16 protein-coding genes and 3 tRNA genes are annotated in these 19172 nt (G+C 72.7%); 9 read left to right on the forward strand and 10 right to left on the reverse strand.

Going from position 1 to position 19172, the window contains the following annotated elements:
- Positions 1-5: 5 nt before the first annotated feature.
- The 3 genes from DN051_RS26145 to DN051_RS26155 form a co-directional block, all read right to left on the reverse strand.
- Positions 6-1934, reverse strand: coding sequence for an ABC transporter ATP-binding protein (locus tag DN051_RS26145; protein WP_112439611.1), 1929 nt, complete (start codon positions 1932-1934; stop codon positions 6-8).
- On the reverse strand, positions 1934-3667 hold the full coding sequence (locus tag DN051_RS26150; RefSeq protein WP_053758274.1) for an ABC transporter ATP-binding protein: 1734 nt from the start codon (positions 3665-3667) through the stop codon (positions 1934-1936). The genes DN051_RS26145 and DN051_RS26150 overlap by 1 nt, the downstream gene beginning before the upstream one ends.
- 102 nt (positions 3668-3769) lie before the next feature.
- On the reverse strand, positions 3770-5221 hold the full coding sequence (locus tag DN051_RS26155; RefSeq protein WP_079000717.1) for an FGGY family carbohydrate kinase: 1452 nt from the start codon (positions 5219-5221) through the stop codon (positions 3770-3772).
- Between the two features lie 368 nt (positions 5222-5589).
- On the opposite strand from DN051_RS26155, the gene DN051_RS45885 reads away from it, so the two are divergent.
- Positions 5590-5997: a helix-turn-helix domain-containing protein gene (locus DN051_RS45885; protein ID WP_246040655.1), complete on the forward strand. Its 408-nt coding sequence runs from the start codon at positions 5590-5592 to the stop codon at positions 5995-5997.
- Entirely contained in the window at positions 5994-6677 is a 684-nt protein-coding gene (locus tag DN051_RS45890; protein WP_199314655.1) for an IS630 family transposase, read from the forward strand. Before DN051_RS45885 ends, DN051_RS45890 begins: the two co-directional genes overlap by 4 nt.
- A 14-nt stretch (positions 6678-6691) precedes the next feature.
- Here DN051_RS45890 and DN051_RS26165 read toward each other — a convergent pair whose 3' ends face one another.
- Entirely contained in the window at positions 6692-6997 is a 306-nt protein-coding gene (locus DN051_RS26165) for a YtxH domain-containing protein (RefSeq protein WP_112442447.1), read from the reverse strand.
- Between the two features lie 157 nt (positions 6998-7154).
- Between DN051_RS26165 and DN051_RS26170 the strand changes: the two genes are divergently transcribed.
- The 5 genes from DN051_RS26170 to DN051_RS26190 all read left to right on the forward strand — a co-directional run bounded on the left by DN051_RS26170 (position 7155) and on the right by DN051_RS26190 (position 10742).
- Positions 7155-7227: transfer RNA gene (locus DN051_RS26170), tRNA-Asn, on the forward strand.
- Positions 7228-7232: 5 nt separating this feature from the next.
- Positions 7233-7305, forward strand: a tRNA-Asn gene (locus DN051_RS26175).
- A 168-nt stretch (positions 7306-7473) separates the two neighbouring features.
- Positions 7474-7550, forward strand: a tRNA-Ile gene (locus DN051_RS26180).
- 197 nt (positions 7551-7747) lie between these two features.
- Positions 7748-10432 (forward strand): winged helix-turn-helix domain-containing protein, encoded by a 2685-nt coding sequence (locus DN051_RS26185; RefSeq protein WP_053758276.1) that lies wholly within the window; start codon positions 7748-7750, stop codon positions 10430-10432.
- A 112-nt stretch (positions 10433-10544) separates the two neighbouring features.
- Positions 10545-10742, forward strand: a complete 198-nt coding sequence (locus DN051_RS26190) for a hypothetical protein (RefSeq protein WP_053758277.1) — start codon at positions 10545-10547, stop codon at positions 10740-10742.
- A 9-nt stretch (positions 10743-10751) separates the two neighbouring features.
- Here DN051_RS26190 and DN051_RS26195 read toward each other — a convergent pair whose 3' ends face one another.
- From DN051_RS26195 to DN051_RS26205, 3 genes are all read right to left on the reverse strand, one after another.
- Positions 10752-11171, reverse strand: coding sequence for a DUF7144 family membrane protein (locus DN051_RS26195; protein ID WP_053758278.1), 420 nt, complete (start codon positions 11169-11171; stop codon positions 10752-10754).
- A 137-nt stretch (positions 11172-11308) separates the two neighbouring features.
- On the reverse strand, positions 11309-12733 hold the full coding sequence (locus DN051_RS26200) for a DUF2252 domain-containing protein (protein ID WP_246040662.1): 1425 nt from the start codon (positions 12731-12733) through the stop codon (positions 11309-11311).
- Between the two features lie 12 nt (positions 12734-12745).
- A complete protein-coding gene (locus tag DN051_RS26205; RefSeq protein WP_053758279.1) occupies positions 12746-13159 on the reverse strand; it encodes an SHOCT domain-containing protein in 414 nt (137 codons plus the stop codon).
- Between the two features lie 339 nt (positions 13160-13498).
- Between DN051_RS26205 and DN051_RS26210 the strand changes: the two genes are divergently transcribed.
- Both DN051_RS26210 and DN051_RS26215 read left to right on the forward strand, forming a co-directional pair.
- Positions 13499-13855, forward strand: a complete 357-nt coding sequence (locus tag DN051_RS26210; RefSeq protein ID WP_234388742.1) for an STAS domain-containing protein — start codon at positions 13499-13501, stop codon at positions 13853-13855.
- Positions 13852-14817 carry an anti-sigma factor RsbA family regulatory protein gene (locus DN051_RS26215; RefSeq protein ID WP_053758281.1) on the forward strand — a complete coding sequence of 322 codons (966 nt, stop codon included), beginning with the start codon at positions 13852-13854 and terminating at the stop codon, positions 14815-14817. The genes DN051_RS26210 and DN051_RS26215 overlap by 4 nt, the downstream gene beginning before the upstream one ends.
- A gap of 21 nt (positions 14818-14838) precedes the next feature.
- On the opposite strand, the gene DN051_RS26220 is transcribed toward DN051_RS26215, so the two are convergent.
- The 3 genes from DN051_RS26220 to DN051_RS26230 form a co-directional block, all read right to left on the reverse strand.
- Positions 14839-15876 carry a rod shape-determining protein gene (locus tag DN051_RS26220; RefSeq protein WP_053758282.1) on the reverse strand — a complete coding sequence of 346 codons (1038 nt, stop codon included), beginning with the start codon at positions 15874-15876 and terminating at the stop codon, positions 14839-14841.
- 451 nt (positions 15877-16327) lie between these two features.
- Positions 16328-17683 (reverse strand): carboxyl transferase domain-containing protein, encoded by a 1356-nt coding sequence (locus DN051_RS26225; RefSeq protein WP_053758283.1) that lies wholly within the window; start codon positions 17681-17683, stop codon positions 16328-16330.
- Positions 17676-19148, reverse strand: a complete 1473-nt coding sequence (locus DN051_RS26230; protein WP_112439612.1) for an acyl-CoA synthetase — start codon at positions 19146-19148, stop codon at positions 17676-17678. The genes DN051_RS26225 and DN051_RS26230 overlap by 8 nt, the downstream gene beginning before the upstream one ends.
- Positions 19149-19172: the final 24 nt, after the last annotated feature.

Here is a 19172-nt window from a genome sequence, read left to right on the forward strand (position 1 = left end):
CGGCCCTAGTCGACCTCCGCGACCGCCTGCGCGAACTGCGCCTTGTACAGCCGCGCGTACGCCCCGTCCAGGGCGAGCAGTTCCGTGTGCGCGCCCTGTTCGACGATGGAGCCGTTCTCCATCACGAGGATGGTGTCCGCGTCCCGGATCGTCGACAGACGGTGCGCGATGACGAACGACGTCCGCCCGTGGGCCAGTTTGGCCATCGCCTTCTGGATCAGCACCTCGGTACGGGTGTCCACCGAGGACGTCGCCTCGTCCAGCACCAGGATCACCGGGTCGGACAGGAACGCCCGCGCGATGGTGATGAGCTGCTTCTCACCGGCGCTGACCCCGGTGCCCTCGTCGTCGAGCACGGTGTCGTAGCCGTCCGGCAGCGTGCGGACGAACCGGTCCGCGTGGGCCGCCCGCGCCGCCTCCTCGATCTCCCCGCGGGTGACCTTCGACGCGGCGCCGTACGCGATGTTCTCGGCGATGGTGCCGCCGAACAGCCAGGTGTCCTGGAGCACCATGCCGATCCCGGCGCGCAGTTCGTCGCGGGACATCTTCGCGATGTCGACGCCGTCGAGGGTGATGCGCCCGCCGGAGACCTCGTAGAACCGCATGAGCAGATTCACCAGCGTGGTCTTGCCCGCTCCGGTCGGCCCCACGATGGCGACCGTGTGCCCGGGATCCACCGTGAGCGAAAGATCCTCGATGAGCGGCTTGTCCGGGTCGTACCGGAAGGACACGCCCTCCAGCGCCACCCGCCCGCGCAGGTCCTCCGGCCGGGCGCCCGGCACCGGGTCCTGCGACTGCTCCTGCGCGTCGAGGAGTTCGAAGATCCGCTCGGCGGAGGCGACGCCGGACTGCACCAGGTTCGCCATCGACGCGATCTGCGTCAGCGGCATCGAGAACTGCCGCGAGTACTGGATGAAGGCCTGCACGTCGCCGATCGACAGCGACCCGGTCGCCACCCGGACCCCGCCCACGACGGCGACCAGCACGTAGTTCAGGTTCGACACGAACATCATCAGCGGCTGCATGACGCCGCTGTTGAACTGCGCCTTGAACCCGGCCTCGTAGAGCGCGTCGTTCTGCTCGGCGAAGTGCCGTGCCGACTCCTGCTGCCGCCCGAACACCTTCACCAGCGTGTGCCCGGTGTACATCTCCTCGATGTGCGCGTTCAGCTTGCCGGTCGTGCGCCACTGCTCCACGAAGTGCGGCTGCGACCGCTTGCCCACCAGCGTCGCCACGTACAGCGACAGCGGCACGGTCACCAGCGCCACCAGCGCGAGGATCCACGACACCCAGAACATCATCGCCAGCACACCGATGATGGTCAGCAGCGAGTTGATGAGCTGGCCCATCGACTGCTGGAGGGTCTGGCCGATGTTGTCGATGTCGTTGGTGGCGCGGCTGAGCACCTCGCCCCGCTGCCGCCGGTCGAAGTACGACAGCGGCAGCCGCGACAGCTTCGTCTGCACGTCCTCGCGCATCCGGTACATCGTCCGGTTGACCGCCCGGTTCACCAGCCGGGTCGCCACCGCCATCAGCAGACCCGCGGCGAGGAACACGGCGAGCGCCAGCAGCAGGACGTTGCCGACCGCGGTGAAGTCGATGCCCTCGCCCGGCGTGAAGTCCGTGCTGCGCAGCATGTCGGCGACGCCGTCGTCGCCGCCCTCCCGCATCGCGTCGAGGGCCTGCTCCTTGGTCTGCCCGCCCGGCAGGTCCCGCCCGACGATGCCGGCGAACACCAGGTCGGTGGCCTGCCCGAGGATCTTCGGTCCGACCACCGACAGCGCCACGCTGACCACCACGCACCCGAGCAGCGCGTAGATGGTCAGCCGCTCGGGCCGGAAGTGCCCGACGAGGCGCCGGCCCGACGCCTTGAACTCGATCGAGCGGTTCTCGGGGCCGGTCCCGGCCATCATCCGTCCCATGGGACCGGCCATCAGGCAGCCTCCGCTTCCGTCAGCTGGGAGAGCACGATCTCCCGGTAGGTCTCGTTGTCCGCCATCAGCTCCTGGTGCCGGCCGGTGCCGACCACCCGGCCCTCGTCGAGGACGACGATCCGGTCGGCGTCCCGGATGGTCGCCACCCGCTGGGCGACGATCACCACGGTCGCCTCGGCGGTCTCCCGGGCCAGCGCCGCGCGCAGCGCCGCGTCCGTGGCGTAGTCGAGTGCGGAGAACGAGTCGTCGAAGAGGTAGATCTCCGGGCGCTGGACCAGTGTCCGCGCGATGGCCAGCCGCTGCCGCTGACCGCCGGAGACATTCGTGCCGCCCTGTGCGATCGGGGCGTCGAGCCCGCCCTCCAGTCCCTGTACGAAGGGCTTGGCCTGCGCCACCTCCAGCGCGTGCCACAGTTCCTCGTCCGTCGCGTCCGGACTGCCGTACCTGAGGTTGGTCGCCACCGTGCCGGCGAACAGATACGGCTTCTGCGGGACGAGTCCGACGGTCCGGGCCAGCAGCGCGGGTTCGACGGTGCGCACGTCCACCCCGTCGACGAGCACCGCGCCGTCGGTGGCGTCGAACAGCCGCGGCACCAGCCCCAGCAGGGTGGATTTGCCGCTGCCGGTGGAGCCGATCACCGCGGTCGTCTCACCCGGCCGGGCCACCAGGTCGACGGCCCGGAGCACGGCCTCCTCGGCACCCGGGTAGCGGAAGCCGGCCCCCCGGATCTCCAGATGGCCGTGGCGGCGCAGCTCGACGACCGGGCTGCTCGGCGGGACCACGCTCGACGAGGTGCCGAGCACCTCCTGGACGCGCTCGGCGCACACCTCCGCCCGCGGCACCATCATGAACATGAACGTGGCCATCATCACGGACATCACGATCTGCATCAGATACGCGAGATAGGCCGTCAGGTCGCCGATCTCCATCCCGCCGCCGTCGATCCGGTGCGCACCGAACCAGACCACCGCGATCGACGACAGGTTCACCACCGTCATGACGATCGGGAACATCAGCGCGAGCAGCCTGCCGGTGCCCAGCGACACCTCCGTCAACTCGGCGTTCGCCCGGCGGAACCGCTCCTCCTCGTAGGCGTCCCGCACGAAGGCGCGGATCACCCGGTTGCCGGTGATCTGCTCGCGCAGCACCCGGTTCACCGTGTCCAGCCGCTCCTGCATGGACCGGAACAGCGGCCGCAGCCGCCGCACGATCAGCAGCACGCAGACACCGAGCACGGGAACCACGGCGACCAGCACCCCGGACAGCGGTACGTCCAGGCCGAGCGCCATGACGATGCCGCCGACGCACATGATCGGCGCCGACACCATCAGTGTGAACGTCATCAGGGCCAGCATCTGCACCTGCTGCACGTCGTTGGTGGTCCGGGTGATCAGTGACGGGGCGCCGAAGTGGCCGACCTCGCGGGCGGAGAACGACTGCACCCGGTCGAACACATCGGCCCGCACGTCCCGGCCGAGCGCGGCGGCCGTGCGCGCGCCGTAGTAGACGGCACCGATGTTGCAGACGACCTGGGCGAGCGAGACGCCGATCATCACGGCGCCGAACGTCAGGATGTAGCCGCTGTCACCGTTGACGACACCGTTGTCGATGATGTCCGCGTTGAGGGTGGGCAGGTAGAGCGTGGCGCAGGTCTGCACGAACTGCAGCAGCACCAGGAAGGTGATGGGTCTCTTGTAGGGCCTGAGATAGGTCCGCAGAAGTCGTATGAGCACACTGGTCTCTCGGAGTCGGCGGTGAAGGCAATTGGTTGCCTGTGGCCCCTATCGTCGGACACTCCACCGGTGTTACCTACCGAATTTCCCAGCGGACGGCTCTCACTGCCGGAAGGCCCCCGGGTGGGTCTGCTCCCGCACCGACACGAACTGCTGCCGCACCGCCTGGCCCACCGCCAGTTCCTCACCGGGTTCCAGCACTTGCGCCACCGGGCCCTGCCAGGCCGGCGGGGTGCGCGGGTCGAGTGTGCCCTGCGACACACCGAGCGCCCACGCCGCCTGCCGGGCCGCGCCGATCGCCGCGTAGTCCGCGGGCTGCGGCACGACGACCTGCGCCCCGAACAACGCGGGCGCCGAGGCCTGTACGGCGGGCAGTTCGGCGGCCGGTCCGAGCAGGAAGACCCGCCGCACCTCCACACCCCGGCCGCGCAGCACGTCCAGCGCGTCCGCGAGCCCGCACAGCATGCCCTCGAACGCCGCCCGCGCCAGGTGCTCGGCCTTCATCGACTCGCGCCGCAGCCCCGCCAGCGTCCCGGCGGTGTGCGGCAGCGCCGGCGTCCGCTCACCCTCCAGATACGGCAGCAGCACAAGACCGTGGGCGCCCGGCGTCGACTTCAGCGCGAGGTCGGACAGGCTCTCCAGGTCGGCCAGCCCGAGCAGTTCGGCCGTACCGCGCAGGGTCCGCACGGCGTTCAGGGTGGTGACCACCGGCAGATGCATCCCGGTGGCGTCGGCCAGCGAAGTGATCATTCCGGTCTGGTCGTACAGCGGCTCGGAATGGACCGCCATCACCGACCCGGAGGCGCCCAGCGACACCACCGCGTCACCCAGCCCGATCCCCAGCCCGAACGCGGCCGCCATCGTCTCGCCGGTACCGGCGGAGATCAGCAGCCCCTCGGGAGTCGTACCGGCCGCCTCCGCGGGCCCGATCACCTCGGGCAGCATCACCTGGTGACCGAGTGCCAGCTCGACCAGCTCGGACCGGTAGGCGCCGATGGCCGCGGACCAGTAGCCGGTCCCGGAGGCCCCGCCGCGATCGGTGGTCCGGCGCACCGGCCGCCCGAGCAACTGCCACACCAGCCAGTCGTGGGCCTGCATGAGGACGGCCGTGCGCGCGGCGGCGTCGGGTTCGTTCTTGGCGAGCCAGCGCAGCTTGGTCACCGGCTGCGCGGCCTGCGGCACACAGCCCACCGCCTGCGCCCACGCCTCGCGTCCGCCGAGCGCGTCGATCAGATCGGCCGCCGCCACCTGAGCCCGCTTGTCCCCGCCGACCAGCGCCGGGCGCACGGTGCCGCCCTGCGAGTCCAGCGGCACGAGCGCGTTCTGCTGCGCGGACACGCCGATGGCCTGCACGCCTTCGAGCAGTCCGCCCCCGGCGGCCTCACCGAGGGACAGCAGCCAGGCCTGTGGATCCACATCGCTGGGCCGGCCACCCTCGGGGCCTTCCATCGGATGCGGCGCATAACCCTGCCGCAGCACGGCTCCCGTGTCCGCGTCGCAGACGACGATACGAGTGAAATCGGGCGAACTGTCCAGCCCAGCGACTATCCCCATGGCCAAAATTCTGCCGTACCGGAAGCGATGACCGCGCCGGGTCGCGCCGCGGTCCCCCGGTCGGGGCCCGGAACCGGGCCGTACTCCAGTGCCGTAGCAGGCAACCTTCGCCCCGTCGCGACGCCCGGCAGGCTCCCCCACTGCCTGAAAGGCGTGGGAGGTGCCCCCACGACGCCGCTCCTCGACGGGCGGACGTTTCCTGATGCGGCACTAGTAGACTGTCGCGACTAAGTGTCGTTGTGGCGTACGGAGTTGGGGTCGGGCAGGCTTCGCTTGATGCTTCCGTTCGGCCGGGCAGGGGTGCCGTGTCCTCGCAGAAGAAGTATCCGGTTGTCTTGAGTGCCGAAGACCGTCGGGCGTTGGAGCGTGTGACGACGACGGGGGTCCGCAGCGCGTCGATGATCAGGCGGGCGCGGGTGCTGCTCGCGTTGGACACCTCGGCCGGTGAGGTCGCTCCGCGGGCGGTGATCGCGGAGCGGGTCGGGGTCTCGTGCGATTCGGTCCGCCTGATCTCGAAGCGGTACGCGGAGACCGGGGGCGATGTGTGGGCCACGGTCGGCCGGAAGGAACGCGCACTGCCGCCGGTGCCCTCCTCGGTGACCGGCGAGGTCGAGGCAAGGCTGATTGCGCTGGCCTGCTCGAAGCCGCCCGAAGGACACGCCCGCTGGTCGCTGCGCCTGCTGGAGAAGCACGTCGCGCTGGCTGAGGACATCCCGGATCTGGACCACTCCACGATCGGGCGGGTCTTAAAAAAACGGAACTGCGCCCTCACGTGAAGAAGTGCTGGACCATCCCGCCGGCCGCGAACGCGGCCTTCGCCGCGGCGATGGAGGACGTCCTGGCGGTCTACCGCCGACCCTTCGACCCGGCGCGCCCCGTGGTGTGCATGGACGAGAAGCCGTACCAGCTGCTCGGCCACGTCCGCGATCCGCTTCCCGCGAGGCCGGGCCGTGACCGGCGCGAGGACAACGAGTACGTCCGCTCGGGGACCTGCTCGATCTTCTGCTGGGTCGAGCCGCTGCGCGGATGGCGGCGCGTGGACGCGCAGTCCCGCCGGACCAGGGTCGACTGGGCGCACCAGGTCGAACACCTGCTGACCGTGGACTATCCCGACGCCGCCACGGTCGTGCTGGTGATGGACAACCTCAACACCCACACCACCGCCTCGCTCTACGAGGCGTTCGACCCGGCAAAGGCCTTCGCGCTGGCCCAGCGCCTGGAGATCCACCACACCCCCAAACACGGGTCCTGGCTCAACATCGCCGAGATCGAGCTTTCCGCGCTCACCCGCCAGTGCCTGGACCGCCGCATCAACGACCTCACCGTGCTCAACACCGAACTCGCCGCCTGGCAGCAGCACACCAACAGCAACCAGCGCCAAGTCGACTGGCACTTCACCACCGACGACGCACGCGTGAAACTACGCCACCTCTACCCAACCACACAGCGAAATTAAGCCGCGACAGTCCACTAGGTGTTGCTGGTGCCCCAGTCGTCCTCGGCGGAGCCGTTCGTGTTGCGCTCGCGCAGCGTGCGCACCCGGTGCGCCACCGAGTCCGGCATCCGGTCGCCGACCTTCTCGCTCACCGCGTGGTACGCCTTGCCGGCGTAGACACGGCCCTGCTGCGCCGCGGTCTCCGCGGTGTTGCGCACGGCGGGGTTCTGCGCGATCCGGCGCGCGGACTTCTTCAGCTGCTCGTAGCGCTCCCGTCCGGCGCGCGTGCCCAGCACGTAACCCACGGCGATTCCGACAACGAACGTGAGCCGGTAACGCATGGCGGCCACCCTTCCCTTGCGTAGGTATCTGGCACGGCACGTGGCCGGGGAGTACCGATTGGCGGAGCACCCCCCTGCTTGCGCTAATGTATGTGTCGCAGCGAACGCGCGCCTTCTGGCGAATACCCGGACAGGTGCGTTCGATGCAACGAGGCATTCCTCCGTAGCTCAATTGGCAGAGCAGCCGGCTGTTAACCGGCAGGTTACTGGTTCGAGTCCAGTCGGGGGAGCTCGATCCTCCGTAGCTCAATTGGCAGAGCAGCCGGCTGTTAACCGGCAGGTTACTGGTTCGAGTCCAGTCGGGGGAGCAGCCTGAACGAGGACCCCACAGGGGTCCTTTTTCATGTCCGGTGGAACCGCCACGGCCAGCGCGGAGTCCTCAAGGTCATGCGAAGCCGACCATCCGGAGCAGGAGATCGTATGAGCGGCTATGCTGCGGCAGACGACGCGCACACATGTACGCGACACGCCGCTATGGGGCGGTAGCTCAGCCGGTTAGAGCAGCGGACTCATAATCCGTCGGCCGTGGGTTCGAGTCCCACCCGCCCCACCATCGCGTTGCCGTGCAGGAACGTTTTCACCTGCGCCGTCCATCCGGCCCCCGAGCGGACCGGGGCCTTCCTCCCCAGCGCCGGGACGGTCCGGCACACGATCCCGTCGATCTTTTGCGGCGGGTGTCCGGTGCCGTGATGATCGAAGAGTGACTGTGCACGGCGCAGCCCGAGAACTCCCCCCTCCTTGGTGAGCCGCATGCCCCGTTCCTCTCGCGGTGACCACTCCGATCGGGCCGCCGGGGCCGTGTCGCCGAACGGCCGGCCCGTGCTGGCCGCGCGGTTCGCGGTACCGGCCGTACCGAAGACCTACGTCGGCCGAGCGCGCCTGACCGACCGCCTCACCGCCGCCCTGAACACACCGCTGACCCTGGTCAACGGCCCCGCCGGAGCGGGCAAGACACTGCTCGTCGCCGACTGGATCACCCCGCACCGCACCCCGTGGCCCGTGGTGTGGCTCACGGTCGAGACCGACGACAACGCACCCGGCGTCTTCTGGGCGTACGTCATCGACGCCTTCGCCCACCACGGGCTGCCGCTGCCCGCGGACATCGGCCGGCCCGCCCGGCCCGGTGAGGTCGACCGGATGCTCCTCGTCCGGCTCGCCGCCCACCTGAACGGACTCGCCGAGCCCGTCGTCCTGGTCCTCGACGAGTTCGACCGCGTCCGGGCGCCGCGGATCTCCGACGAGATCGAGTTCGTCCTGCGACACGCGGGCGCCGGACTGCGTCTGATCCTCGTCGGCCGCACCGAACCCCTGCTGCCCCTGCACCGGTACCGCGCCGCCGGTGAGGTCACCGAGATCCGCGCCGCCGATCTGGCGTTCCAGCCCGGGGAGACCGCGGTGCTGGCCGAGCGGCACGGACTGTCCCTGACGGCCGACGGGGTGCGTGCCCTGACCGAGCGGACCGAGGGCTGGGCGGCGGGGCTGCGCCTGTGCGTGCTGACCGCGCTGCACGCCGACGACCCCGAGGACTTCCTCGGCGAGTTCGAGGCGGGGCACAGCACCATCGCCGACTTCCTGCTCGCGGAGGTGCTGGCCTCGCGCAGCGACGAGGTCCAGGACCTGCTGCTGCGCACCAGCGTCCTCGACCGGATCCACCCCGACCTCGCGAACGCCCTCACCGGGCGGGACGACGCCGCCCAGGTACTCGCGGAGCTGGCCCGCGACAACGCGTTCGTGCAGCCCATCGGCCACTCCTGGTACCGGCTGCACCCGCTGTTCGCCGAGATCCTGCAAGCCCACCTGCGGGTCCGGCACCCCGGCCTGGAACCCGGCCTGCATCTCGCCGCGGCCCACTGGCTGAGCGACGCCGGGCTGCTCGCCGAGGCGCTGTCCCATGCCGCCCGCGCCGGGGACTGGGAGCTGGCGGCGGCGCAGCTCGTCGACAAGCTGGCGATCGGGCGGCTGTTCACCGGCCTGGACTCCGACCGTCTCGCCGAGCTGTTCGCGCACATGGACGCGACGGCCGCGGGCCCGGCGGTGGACCTCGTGCGGGCCGCCCGGGCACTGGCCCGCAACGACGCCGACCGGGGTCTGGACTGTCTGCGGCGGGCCGAACGGGAGCTGCCCGCCGACTGCCCGCCCACCACCCGTTTCACCTGGGCGTTCCTACGGGTGCTGGCCGGCCGCGTGACCGGCTCGGCGGAGCTCGCGGAGGCCGCCGCCCGGGACGCGCGGGCCCTGGAGGGACGGATCCCCACCGAGGGGCGGGAAGACCACCCCGAACTCTCCGCCCTGCTGCTCACCGGCCTCGGCACCGCCCAGCTGGCGGCGGGCCGCTTCGAGGCCGCCCGGGTGAACCTGTCCGCCGCCGCCCGCACCGGCGACGGATCGCTCACGGCCTTCCCCCGGCACGAGTCCCTCGGCCGGCTGGCACTGATCGACTTCCTCGAGGGGTGGCCGTCCCGGGCCGAGGCCCACGGGTGCGAGGCCCTCGCCGAGGCGGAGCGCGCCGGTCTGCCGCCCGCCGCCCGGTCCGGCGTCGGGCAACTCGTCCTGGCCGGGGTGGCCGTCGAACGCGACGACCTCGCCAGCGCCCGGACCCGGCTGGAGCAGGTGGCCGACTCGCCCGCCCTCGCCCAGGACCCGGTCGCCACCGCCGAGCTGGGCATTCTCCGCGCCCGGCTGCGGCTGGCCCAGGGCCGGCCCGGCGCGGCCCTGAAGGCCCTCGGCCCGCCCGAGGGACCGGCTCCCGCCGCACCGGTCCCGCCCTGGATGGAGGACCGGCTGGCCTGGGCGGAGTCCGCCGCGCACCTCGCGGCGGGCGACCCCCAGGCGGCCCTGAAGAGTCTGCGGGACCACGAGAGCGGCCCGGAGTACACGGTCGCCGCGGCCCGCGCCCGGCTCGCCCTCGGTGAACACGGCACCGCGCTCGCCCTGCTCGACGCGCTCGCACCGGACGACCCCCACCGTGAGGCACCGGCGTTCGCGGTGCGGATCCTGCTGACCCGGGCGCAGGCCGTGGACGCCGCCGGGGACGCGACCGCCGCCCGCAGACTGGTCGCCCGCGCCCTGACCACGGCCCGGCCCGAGCATCTGCGGCGGCCCTTCCTGGAGACCGGTCCCTGGCTGCCGGGGCTGCTGCGCCGCGAACCGACGCTGGCCCACTCCCACGACTGGCTGCCGACCGCCCTGCTCGGCGCGTCCCGGCCGGCGGCCCGCGGCGCGCCGGCCGCCGCGCCCGTCGTCGAGCAGCTCAGCGACCGCGAACAGCAAGTCCTCGAACGGCTCGCGCAGTTGATGTCGACCGAGGAGATCGCCGCCGACCTGTATCTGTCCGTCAACACGGTCAAGACCCATCTCAAGAGCATCTACCGCAAGCTCGCCGCGACCCGGCGCGGTGAGGCGGTGCGCCGGGCCCGGGAGCTCCATCTGCTGTGAACCACCCGACGGGGTCACCTGGGCCGGGTGATGCGCGGCGCCGGACGGACGGCCCACCATGGCGTGCACGGGGGGCCGTCCGAAAGCATCCAGGCAGCGGGAGAGCGTCCTCATGCGATACGAGATCCGCGTCGACGGAAAGATGTCGGACACGCTGATCGCGGCGTTCCCCGAACTGGAGAGCTTCCTCGTCCAGCACCAGACGGTCCTGTTCGGTCCGGTCGTCGACGAGGCCCAGCTGTACGGGCTGCTCTCCCGGCTCCAGGCGCTGGGACTCCGCGTGGCGGAGATGCGCCGACTGCCCGAGTGAGCCGGCGCCCTACGCGGGAGTGTCCCGCCGGACCACGCACAGCGCCCAGATGATGAAGGCGTACAGGGCGATCAGGATGATCGACCAGACCGGGTAGTAGGGCAGGTCCAGGAAGTTGGCGATGATCAGCAGGCCGGCCAGTCCCACCCCGACGACGCGCGCCCAGGTGGCCGCCGTGAACAGTCCCAGGCTGACCACGACGGCGAGCGCTCCGAGGACCAGATGGATCCAGCCCCAGCCGGTGATGTCGAACCGGAAGACGTACTGCGGGGTGGTCACGAAGACATCGTCGTTGGCGATGGCCATGATGCCTCGGAAGATGTCGAGGACACCGCCGATGAAGAGCATCACCGCGGCGAAGACCACCAGCCCGGTGGCGGCGCCCTGCGCCGTTGCGGACCGGTGGTGCGAAGTGGTGGTCGCGGACATGGCATCCCTCTCGATCCGTCGTTCGGCTGCCGAGCGCAGCCGTTCACTTCGAGACTGCGCAAGCGGGCACGGGCCGTCCTCACCCCGGGCGGGTGAGGACGGGTGGGACGCACCGTGCGGAACCGGAGCGGCCGGTGTCAGCCGGTCCCGGCCGTGACCCGGCCGGTGCGCACGGCCTCGGCCAGCGCCGCGTGGTCGCGTTCGTTGCGGTCCGCGTACGCCTCGGCGAACTCCACCAGCGCCCGGTCGAAGCGGTCGGTCTCACCGAGGTAGGCGCCGATGGCGACGGGGTCGCCGGAACGGGCGTGGGCGCGGGCCAGCGCGCCGCCGCACAGCCGCCCGAAGACACCCATCAGGTCGGGCGCCCACGTCTCGGGCTGCGCGATGCCCTTCCAGTCCCGCAACTGCCGGACGTAGAAGTCGCGGGGCCGGCCGTCCACGCCCTCGACGTGCTCCCAGCCGAGGAAGATGTCGCCCGCGGCCTGCATCAGGCGCTGCCCGGCGACGACCCTTCTGCCCTGGTTGGTGTAGCGGCTCGCGCCGGCGAACGGGGCGAGCACGGACTCGCCCGCCTCCTTGGCCTGGAGCAGCAGCGGATCGTCCTCGTCCCGGCCCAGCAGCAGGAGGATCCAGCAGCGGGTGCCGACACTGCCGACCCCGACCACCTTGCGGGCCATGTCGACCACCCGGAACCGGTGCAGCAGATGCCGTCGCTCGGAGGACAGACTGCGGCCGTAGGACTTGACCAGTCCGCGCAGGGCCTGCTCCAGTTCCGCCCCCACCGGGTCGGGCAGCAGATCGTGCAGGGGAGTGATGAGCGGCGGATCGGGCGTGATCCGCCGTCCGTCGCCGGTCAGCCGGGTGAGCTTCTCGAACGCCTGCATGCTGGTGCGGGTACGGGCCCGGGAGGTCGCCTCGCCGGCCCGCCGGCGGACCTCCGCGCGCAGCGCCTTCCCCTCGGTCCCGGCCAGCATCGTGTCGAGATCCTCGGCGTCGTCACGCGCGTACCAGACGTCGAGGGTGTGCATCCCGGCGAACTCCCGCATCCGCGTCCGGTACGAGCGCACGCAGGCCGCGGTGACGTCCGCGCGCTCCCGCTCCGAGAACCCGTTGGCGCGGCCGGCGATCACCAGGCTCGTGGCCAGACGCTTGACGTCCCATTCGAACGGGCCGGGCAGCGTCTCGTCGAAGTCGTTGATGTCGAACAGCAGATGTCTCTCGGCCGTGCCGAGGAGGCGGAAGTTCAGCAGGTGGGCGTCGCCGCACAGCTGGGTCGTCAGTCCGGTGTGCGGCGCGGCGCCGAGGTCGGCCGCCATGATCGCGGCGGCTCCGCGGTAGAAGCGGAACGGCGACTCCAGCATGCGGCCGTAGCGGATCGGCACCAGCTCGGGCACCCGTACGGCGGACTGCGCCTCGATGAGGTCGATCGGGTCGGGCCGCCCGCCGCCGGGTTCGAACCGGCCCTGCCCGGAGCGGGGCAGCAGGGACCGCGCCTGCTTGCCCCGCGCGGCACGCTCGGCAGGGGTCGGGGCTGCCGGGCCGGAGAGGTCGATGGTGCTCACGGCGCGACCCGTTCAGGCCGCCAGTACCTTGGCCTTGGCCTGTTCGTACTCGGCCGGGGTGAGGTCGCCGTGGTTCTTCAGCTCGGCGAGCCGGCCCAGTTCCTCGGCGCGGCTGGTCGTGCCCGCCGCGTCCCGCATGTAGGCGCGGAACTGCTGCTCGCTCCGTTCGACCTGCTTGCGGTCGCGCTCGCCCATCCCGCGGCCCCGGGCCACCAGGTAGACGAAGACCCCGAGGAACGGCAGGACGACCACGAAGACGCACCAGCCCGCCTTCGCCCAGCCGCTCAGGTTGTCGTCGCGGAAGATGTCCGTGATCACGCGGAACAGCAGCATGAACCACAGGATCCACAGGAAGACCCACATCGTGGTCCAGAACACCTCCAGCAGCGGGTAGTCCGCGGCCAGCGTCACCGTTGCGTCGTTCATGGTCGCTCTCCTGTCCGGTCCGCCGCTCCGGGGCCGCGCTTCGAGGCGACACGCTGAGGGAACGCCCGGATGCGTCTGGCATCAGCCTGCGCCCGCGGCAAGGGCGCCGCCTCACCCCGTGCGGGTGACGACCGCGGGGGCCGCCGCCGCGCCCCGCCGCTCCGGAGGTGCGCGGTCCCGTGTCGCGGGGCACCGCGTCCCGCCGTACGGGAATGAGCGGATCGCCGCGGGGTATCAGCGGGTACTGGAGACGACGTTCGGGAGTGCCGGTCTCCCTGGGGACGGCTTTTCCTCGGGGACGGGTTTTCCGTGAGGACGGCAGGGGGGACGCCTGTGACGATCGGCCGTCGGGCGCCGTCCGGGAGCGAGGGCGCCGCGGCCGAGCTGACCGCGGCGCCGCTGGCCGGGCCGCGCGGTGTGCGGGCGGCCGGGGAAGTGGGACTGACCACGCGGGACGTCTGGGACCACGTACTGGACCAGCTGGACCGGATCGTGCGGGAGGGCGAGGAGGTGTGTCATCTGGAGCTGTCGGCCGTCACGTTCGTCGACGTCGCGGGCGCCGGCGCGCTCGCCGACGCGGCCCGCCGCCTGCCGGACGGACACCGGATCGTGCTGCACGGGCCGCCGTCCGCCCTGTGCCGGACACTGGAACTCTTCTGGCCCGACCTGCCGGCGATCGAGGTGTCCGTGACATGACTGCCGCAGCCGAACCGCACGGCCCCGTCGACGCGCTCGGCCCGGCCGACGGTTTCGCGCACCCCGCGCTCTTCTACGCGGACGAGCGGGAGTACGTCGCCGGCACCGTGCCCTTCGTCCGGGCCGGACTGGCCGCGGGGGAGCCCGTGGCGGTGGCCGTGCCGGGGGACCGCCTGGAGCTGGTGCGGGAGGCGCTGGGGGACGTCGCGGACGTGGTGTGCCTGCTCGACATGCGGGAGGCCGGGCGCAACCCGGGCCGCATCATCCCCGGTGTGCTGCGGGCCTTCGCCGACGCCCAGCCGCCCGGCCGCCGGGTGCGCATCGTCGGCGAGCCGGTCTGGGCCGGCCGCACGCCCGGCGAGTACCCGGCCTGCGCCCAGCACGAGGCGCTGATCAACCCGGCGTTCGCCGGGCGCCGGATCACCGTCCTGTGTCCGTACGACGTCCGGCACCTGGACGCACAGGTGCTCGCCGACGCCCGGGCGACCCATCCCACCGTCATCCGCTCCGGAGTGGAGCGGCCCAGCGCGGCGTACGACCCCGAGGGCGTCGTCGCCCGCTACAACCAGCCGCTGCCCGTCGTGCCGGACGCCCTGTCCTTCGCCTTCCACGCCGGCACCCTGCCCACGGCCCGGCACACCGCGACGCGGGAGGCGGCGGCCCACGGGCTGTGCGGCACCCGGCTGGAGGACCTGGCGCTGGTCACCGCCGAGCTGACCACCAACAGCGTGGTGCACGGCGGCGGTTCGGGTGTGCTGCGGGTGTGGGCCGAGGACGGCCACGTGCTGTGCGAGGTGCGCGACGCGGGACGGCTGACGGACCCGCTGGCGGGACGCCGGCCGGCCGCTCGGGAGCAGCGCGGCGGACGGGGGCTGCTGCTGGTCAACCTGCTCGCCGATCTGGTCCGCGTGCACTCGGAGCCGGACGGGACGACCGTGCGGTGCTGGTTCGCCCGGGGGTGACGGCGCCCGGCGCCGGCCGGCTCAGAGGTCCACGGGATCGAGCTGGAGCGGCTCCACGCCGCCCTCCATCATCGTGCCGAGGCCCTGCACCGCGCACACGTCCGGCCGATCGGCGATGTGCACCGGCATACCGGTGGCCTGCCGCAGCATCTGGTCGAACCCGGGGAGCAGCGCGCTGCCGCCGACCATCATGATGCCGCGGTCGGCGAGGTCGGCCACCAGGTCCGGCGGGCATTCGCGCAGCACCTTGCCGATGCCGTCCAGCACGCCCGTGAGCGGTGTCTGGATGGCGTCGCGCACGGCGGCCGTGTCGATCCGGACCGAACGGGCCAGGCCGGTGGCGACGTCCCGGCCGTGGATCTCCGTGGACGACGGTCCGTCAGGGGTGAGCCCGTTGCCGGACAGGGCCACCTGCAACGGCCGGACGGACTGACTCGGCAGCATCAGCGCGTGCTCGTGCCGCAGATGCTGCACGATCGCGTGGTCGACGGCCTCGCCGCCCACCGGGATGCGTTCGGCGGTCACGATGGAGCCCAGCGACAGCACGGCGACCTGGGTGGCGGCGGCGCCGCACACCATGACCATGGTCGCCTCGGGCTGCTCCACGGGCAGTCCGCAGCCGACGGCGGCGGCGATGAGGGTGTCGACCAGTTCGACGCGGCGGGCGCCGAGGCCGACCAGGGTCTCGATCGTCGCCCGCTGGGCGAGCGGGCCGGCGTCGTGCGGGGTGCACGCGGCGCCGCGCAGCCTGGGCTTGCGGCGCAGGGTGCGGCGGATCTCGTCGCCGAGAAGGTGGCGCAGCATGCGCTGGGCCATCTCGATGTCGACGACCGTGCCGCCGGACACCGGCCGGACGACCCGGATGTAGTGCGGGGTGCGGCCGGTCATCTTCTCGGCGAGTTCGCCGACCGCGATGAGGGCTCCGGTACGGGTGTTCACGGCGGCCACGGACGGCTGGTCCACGACGAGCCCGGAGCCCTTGACGTACACGCGCGTGCGCGCCGCCCCCAGGTCCACGCCGAAGTGGCAGCGCCGCAGCTGCTCCAGACTCGCGGTCATGGCGGTTCCTCCCGGGAGCACAGACCGGGTCCGCCGGGCGGCGGGCCCTCTTTCGCATGGTGTGCGGCGCAGGGAGGTGGACGCCTTCTGGAGGGGGCCGGGCGGGGTGCGGCCATATGGGGGTTTGTCGGCGGTGTCGTGCGGTGCGCCCCGGCGTGGCGCCGCACGGCGGCGGCGAAAACGTGCCCCGCGAGGGCTTCGGCGGCCGGTGCGGGAAGCGCGGACGGCGCCGCCTCCCTGGGACGGGGAGGCGGCGCCGCGGATGTCGGTTCCCCGACTCAGACCAGCCGGCCGAGGAGGTGGACGAGGCCGGCGAGGATGTCGGTGAGAAGGTTCATGATCGTGCTTTCTCCTTGCGATGACGCATGTGCGGGACCCGCGAGCGACCACGGTCTGCAGCCCTTCGCTCGCGCACCGCAAGTATCGTGCGGCGCGCCGGGCCCCCGCGGGCTCAGAAGCGGCGATCACCTGTTCCGGGGAACAACTGATCGTCCGTTCGGGCCGTGCCCGGTTCCGCCAGGTCCTGCGGTCTGAGCCGGAGCCGGTCGGCCGTCTCGGGCACCTCCCGCGGGGGCCGTTTCAGGATCCGGGCGGCCGACTCGGGAGCGATCACCGAGAAGTAGCTGTCCCCGGTCGCCCACGTGCCGCCCGGCGCCGCCAGCGCCAGCGCGCCGCCGGAGCCCCCCTCGCCGATCACCAGCGTCGTGACCGGGGTGCGTGCCTCGGCCACCGCGCCGAACAGCTCGGCGATCGCGGCGCCCACGCCCTGCCGCTCGGCCTCCGCGTCGTTGGCGGCGCCCGGGGTGTCCACCAGGGTCAGCACGGGGATGCCGAGCCGGTCCGCGAGCCGGATCAGACGCGCCGCGGTCCGGTAGCCGGCGGGCCGGGTCGCGGACCCGGTCTGGGCCGCGTAGGCGACGGTGCGCCCCTGATGCGCGCCGAAACCGCACAGCATCCCGTCGTCGGTGCCGCCGCAGCGGTCGCCGCTGATCGCCACCCGCTCGGTGAAGTAGGCGTCCAGGTAGCTCCCTGCGCGCGGCCGGTCGTGCGCGCGTGCGCGCCGGACCGCCTCCCAGCCGGTGGCGGGCGGATCCGTCGCGCCGAGCGGGCGCGGCGGCGGCGCGGGCTCGCCCGACGGGGCCGTCAGCAGCCGCAGCCAGCGGCCCAGCACCGCCCGCAGCTCCTCTTCGCCCACGACCGCGTCGACCGCACCCGCCGCGAGCTGCCCCCGCGCCGTGTACGCCGCCGGGTCCGCGCCGGCCGGCCGCACCCGCGAGCCGGCGAAGCCGATCTGGGCGCCGGGCAGCGCGAGGATCACGTCGGCGCCCGCGCCCAGGGTGGCCCAGCCGCCGCCGGTCGTCGGGTCCCGCACCACCGCGATCTGCGGCAGGCCGGCCCGCCGGGTCAGCGCCGACTGCCGGGCCACGCGCTGGAGCTGGGTGAGCGCGACCATGCCCTCCTGCATCCGGCTGCCGCCCGTGGCGATCAGCGGCACCACCGGCAGCCGGTGCTCGCGGGCGTGGACGTACGCCGCCACCAGCCGGTCCCCGGTGCCCTCGCCGAGCGAGCCGCCGAGGTAGCCGAACTCGAACGCGGCGAGCACGACGGGCACGCCCTCGATCCGGGCGGTGCCGCAGATCACGGACTCGTCCTCGCCGGTGCGTCCGGCGGCCCGCGCGCGGGCGGCGTCGTAGCCCGGCCAGCCCAGCGGCCCGTCGGGCACCGGCTCCCGGGCCGGGTGGGGGAGTTCGGTGAAGTCGTCGGCGACGAGGGCGACCACCTGGCGTGCCGACCGGCGCTCAGGCACGGCCCAGCGCCCGCTTCATGATCTTCCCCATGTCGTTGCGGGGCAGCGCGTCCAGATGGTGCACGACGCGCGGCCGCTTGTGCGGGGCGAGCCGGCGCGCCACGTGCTCGGCCAACTCCTCGACCCCGGGCGGGGACTGGCCCTCCGCCGGGACGATCCAGGCGACGATCCGCTCACCGAGGTCGGGGTCGGGCTCCCCGGTGACGGCCGCCTCCCGCACCCCCGGATGTTCCAGCAGCGCGTTCTCGATCTCCCCGGCCCCGATCTTGTACCCGCCGCTCTTGATCAGGTCGGTGGCCTTGCGGCCGACGATGCGGACCTGGCCGTCGGGGTCGCGCACGGCCATGTCGCCGGTGCGGAACCAGCCGTCGGCGGTGAAGGCGGCGGCGGTGGCGTCGGGCCGGTTCAGGTACTCGGTGAACAGGTTCCGTCCGCGCACCTGGATCTCGCCCACGCTCTGCCCGTCGTACGCCGCGACCGGCGACCCGTCCTCCTCGACCAGCCGCAGCTCCACCCCGGGCAGCGGTACGCCGACGGTGCCGGGGCGGGCCTGTCCGTCCGCGCGGACGGCGGTGTTCATCAGCGTCTCGGTCATGCCGTACCGCTCGATGACCCGGCGGCCGGTCGCCGCCGCGATGCGCTCGTGGTCGTGCACCGGCAGCGCGGCGGATCCCGAGACCAGCAGCCGCGCCCCGCTCAGCGCCTTCACCAGTTCCGGGTCCCCGGGCAGCGCCTCGGCGATCCGGTGGTACATCGTCGGCACCCCGAACAGCATGGTCGCCCCGCCGCTCAGTTCGCGCGCCACGGCCTCGGGGGAGAACCGGCCCAGATGCCGCAGGGATCCGCCGCGCCGGAGCGGGCCGAGCGTGCCGAGCACCAGTCCGTGCACATGGAACAGCGGCAGTCCGTGCACCAGCACGTCGTCGCCCGTCCACTGCCAGGCGTCGGCGAGCGCGTCCAGGGTCGCGGCGATCGCCCTGCGGGGGATGACGGCGCCCTTGGGCGGGCCGGTGGTGCCGGAGGTGTAGACGATCAGGGCGGGGTCCTCGTCGGACGCGGTGCCGTGCGGGACCGGGCCGGCGCCCCGTACGTCGACCTCGACGCGCTCCAGGGCGCCGAGGGCGGCCGGGAGCTGCTCCCCGGGGGCCGTGAGCAGCAGCGCCGGTGCGCTGTCGGACAGGATGTGCCCGAGCTCCTGCTCGCCCGACCTGGGGTTCAGCGGCACGGCGGGCACCCCGGCGAGCAGCGCGCCCACGACACCGACGGCGGTCTCCGCCGTGGGGGTCGCCCAGACGGCGACCCGGTGCGCCGCGCGGATCCGGTCCGCGACGGCACCGGCCGCGGCGGCGAGTTCCGGGTACGTCAGCGAGCGGTCGCCGAACGTCAGGGCGGGGCGCAGCCCGGGTCCGGCCGGGCCGCCGGTGAGGGCCGGGTCGCCGGTCAGGGCGGGGAAGAGAGAGGACACGCGTCGTACTCCTTGGTCGTCGTC

The sequence above is a fragment of the Streptomyces cadmiisoli genome, assembly GCF_003261055.1.
In the GTDB taxonomy this organism is placed as follows: domain Bacteria; phylum Actinomycetota; class Actinomycetes; order Streptomycetales; family Streptomycetaceae; genus Streptomyces; species Streptomyces cadmiisoli.

What these genes read in the sequence shown, in the direction of transcription:
- DN051_RS26165 (WP_112442447.1), bottom strand. Translation starts at nt 6,997, where the DNA reads ATGCGTTACCGGCTCACGTTCGTTGTCGGAATCGCCGTGGGTTACGTG.
- DN051_RS26185 (WP_053758276.1), top strand. Translation starts at nt 7,748, where the DNA reads ATGCCCCGTTCCTCTCGCGGTGACCACTCCGATCGGGCCGCCGGGGCC.
- DN051_RS26195 (WP_053758278.1), bottom strand. Translation starts at nt 11,171, where the DNA reads ATGTCCGCGACCACCACTTCGCACCACCGGTCCGCAACGGCGCAGGGC.
- DN051_RS26155 (WP_079000717.1), bottom strand. Translation starts at nt 5,221, where the DNA reads ATGGGGATAGTCGCTGGGCTGGACAGTTCGCCCGATTTCACTCGTATC.
- DN051_RS26220 (WP_053758282.1), bottom strand. Translation starts at nt 15,876, where the DNA reads ATGACCGCGAGTCTGGAGCAGCTGCGGCGCTGCCACTTCGGCGTGGAC.
- DN051_RS26205 (WP_053758279.1), bottom strand. Translation starts at nt 13,159, where the DNA reads ATGAACGACGCAACGGTGACGCTGGCCGCGGACTACCCGCTGCTGGAG.
- DN051_RS26215 (WP_053758281.1), top strand. Translation starts at nt 13,852, where the DNA reads ATGACTGCCGCAGCCGAACCGCACGGCCCCGTCGACGCGCTCGGCCCG.
- DN051_RS26145 (WP_112439611.1), bottom strand. Translation starts at nt 1,934, where the DNA reads ATGGCCGGTCCCATGGGACGGATGATGGCCGGGACCGGCCCCGAGAAC.
- DN051_RS26190 (WP_053758277.1), top strand. Translation starts at nt 10,545, where the DNA reads ATGCGATACGAGATCCGCGTCGACGGAAAGATGTCGGACACGCTGATC.